Annotated in this window: 2 protein-coding genes; both read left to right on the top strand. The window is 64.3% G+C overall.

The window, feature by feature from the left end:
- Nucleotides 1-1,069, top strand: a 1,069-nt coding sequence (gene clpX / locus AC1D01_RS27380; RefSeq protein WP_477872001.1) for an ATP-dependent Clp protease ATP-binding subunit ClpX, incomplete at its 5' end; no start/stop codon positions are given.
- Nucleotides 1,070-1,182: 113 nt separating this feature from the next.
- The coding region (lon, locus tag AC1D01_RS27375) for an endopeptidase La (protein WP_477871999.1) at nucleotides 1,183-3,121 on the top strand (1,939 nt) is incomplete at its 3' end.

Raw genomic sequence — 3,121 nt, 5'->3', positions numbered from 1 at the left:
GCCGGTGCCCAGCGAGATCAAGGCCAGCCTCGACCAGTACGTGATCGGGCAGGACACCGCGAAGCGCACGCTGTCGGTGGCCGTCTACAACCACTACAAGCGCCTGAAGCACATGGCGTCGTCCAAGGACGACGTCGAGCTGAGCAAGAGCAACATCCTGCTGATCGGGCCCACCGGCTCGGGCAAGACGCTGCTGGCCCAGACGCTCGCCCGCCTGCTCAACGTGCCGTTCGTGATCGCCGACGCGACCACGCTGACCGAAGCCGGCTACGTCGGCGAAGACGTCGAGAACATCATCCAGAAGCTGCTGCAGAACTGCAACTACGACGTCGAGAAGGCGCAGCGCGGCATCGTCTACATCGACGAGATCGACAAGATCTCGCGCAAGGCCGACAACCCCTCGATCACGCGCGACGTGTCGGGCGAGGGCGTGCAGCAGGCGCTGCTGAAGCTCGTCGAAGGCACGATGGCCTCGGTGCCGCCGCAGGGCGGTCGCAAGCATCCGAATCAAGACTTCCTGCAGATCGACACGACCAACATCCTGTTCATCTGCGGCGGCGCATTCGACGGCCTCGAGAAGGTCATCCAGAACCGCTCCGAGAAATCCGGCATCGGTTTCGCGGCGACCGTGCACACCAAGTCGGAGCGCCGCGTGTCCGAGGTGTTCCGCGAGGTCGAGCCCGAAGACCTGATCAAGTTCGGCCTGATCCCCGAGCTGGTCGGCCGCCTGCCGGTGGTCGCCACGCTGGGCGAGCTGACCGATGACGCGCTGGTGCAGATCCTGACCGAGCCGAAGAACGCGCTGCTCAAGCAGTACCAGAAGCTGTTCGCGATGGACGGCGTCGAGCTCGAGGTGCGGCCTTCGGCGCTCGCTGCCATCGCCCGCAAGGCCCTGGCGCGCCGCACCGGCGCACGCGGCCTGCGCTCGATCATGGAGCAATCGCTGATCGACACGATGTTCGAATTGCCGACGCTCGACGGCGTCGCGAAGGTGGTGCTCGACGAGCACACGATCGAGGAAGACGCGAAGCCCTTGCTGGTCTACCGAGAGCAGAAGGCCAGCGCCTGAACAGGGCCATCGCCACGACAACGGATCCTGATGATTGCCGGTGCGTCACACTGCGCCGGCTCCTTGCAAACGAGTGCTTGAGCCCTAGATGGGCTTGAGAAAGAGAGGTTCCAATGTCCGGACATCCCGTCTTGCCCGCCGAGCCCATCACGATGCCGCTGCTGCCGCTGCGGGATGTGGTGGTGTTCCCTCACATGGTGATTCCGCTGTTCGTCGGGCGCCCGAAGTCGATCAAGGCGCTCGAGGCCGCGATGGAAGCCGGACGCCAGATCATGCTCGTCGCGCAACGCGCGGCCGGCAAGGACGAGCCCAAGCCTGACGACATGTTCGAGGTCGGTTGCGTCTCGAGCATCCTGCAGATGCTGAAGCTGCCCGACGGCACGGTGAAGGTGCTGGTCGAAGGCATCCAGCGCGCCAACACGCATTCGATCAGCGACAACGGCGAGCACTTCATGGCCGAAGTGACGCCGGTTCCGCCCGAGACCGAGGCCAAGCCCGAGGTCGAGGCGCTGCGCCGCGCGGTGACGCAGCAGTTCGACCAGTACGTCAAGCTCAACAAGAAGATCCCGCCGGAGATCCTGACCTCCATCGCGGGCATCGACGATGCCGGCCGCCTGGCCGACACGATCGCGGCGCACCTGCCGCTGAAGCTCGAGAACAAGCAGTCGGTGCTCGACCTCTTCGCGGTCGACAAGCGGCTCGAGAAGCTGCTCGAGCAGCTGGAGCATGAAGTCGACATCCTGCAGGTCGAGAAGCGCATCCGTGGGCGCGTGAAGCGCCAGATGGAGAAGAGCCAGCGCGAGTACTACCTGAACGAGCAGGTCAAGGCGATCCAGAAGGAACTCGGTGACGGCGAAGAAGGCGCCGACATGGAGGAGCTGGAGAAGAAGATCACTGCGGCGAAGATGCCCAAGGAGGCCCGCAAGAAGGTCGATGCCGAACTGAAGAAGCTGAAGCTGATGTCGCCGATGTCCGCCGAGGCGACTGTCGTGCGCAACTACATCGACACGCTGATCAACCTGCCGTGGACGAAGAAGACCAAGATCAAGCACGACCTGCCGAATGCAGAGGCCGTGCTGAACGAGGACCACTACGGACTCGAGAAGGTCAAGGATCGCATCCTGGAATATCTCGCGGTGCAACAGCGCGTCGACAAGGTGAAGGCGCCGATCCTGTGCCTGGTCGGCCCCCCGGGCGTCGGCAAGACCTCGCTCGGCCAGAGCGTGGCGCGCGCCACCGGGCGCAAGTTCGTCCGCATGGCGCTGGGCGGCATGCGTGACGAGGCCGAGATCCGCGGGCACCGCCGCACCTACATCGGCTCGATGCCGGGCAAGGTGCTGCAGAGCCTGTCGAAGGTCGGCACGCGCAACCCGCTGTTCCTRCTCGACGAGATCGACAAGCTGGGCATGGACTTCCGTGGCGACCCGTCGAGCGCGCTGCTCGAGGTGCTGGACCCGGAGCAGAACCACACCTTCAGCGACCACTACGTCGAGGTCGATTTCGACCTGAGCGACGTGATGTTCATCGCGACCTCGAACTCGATGAACATTCCGCCGGCGTTGCTGGACCGGATGGAAGTGATCCGCCTGGCGGGTTACACCGAGGACGAGAAGGTCAACATCGCCCAACGCTACCTGCTGCCGAAGCAACGCAAGAACAACGGCGTGCTGGACGACGAGATGGACGTCACCGAATCGGCGATCCGCGGGATCATCCGCTACTACACGCGTGAAGCCGGCGTGCGTTCGCTCGAGCGCGAGGTGTCCAAGATCTGCCGCAAGGTGGTGAAGAGCATCCAGCTGAAGAAGCAAGTCGGCAAGATGGTGGTCAGCGAAGAGAACCTGAACGACTTCCTGGGTGTGCGCCGCTTCAACTACGGCCAGGCCGAGAAGCGCAACCAGGTGGGGCAGGTCGTGGGCCTCGCGTGGACCGAAGTCGGCGGCGACCTGCTGACGATCGAGTCGGCCGTGATGCCGGGCAAGGGCAACATCATCCGCACCGGTTCGCTGGGCGACGTGATGAAGGAGTCGGTCGAGGCTGCACGTTCGGTGG

Source organism: Rhizobacter sp. P3_B12 (assembly GCF_056402895.1).
The sequence above is the reverse complement of the archived record's forward strand: the minus strand, read 5'-3'. Positions and strand labels throughout refer to the sequence as shown.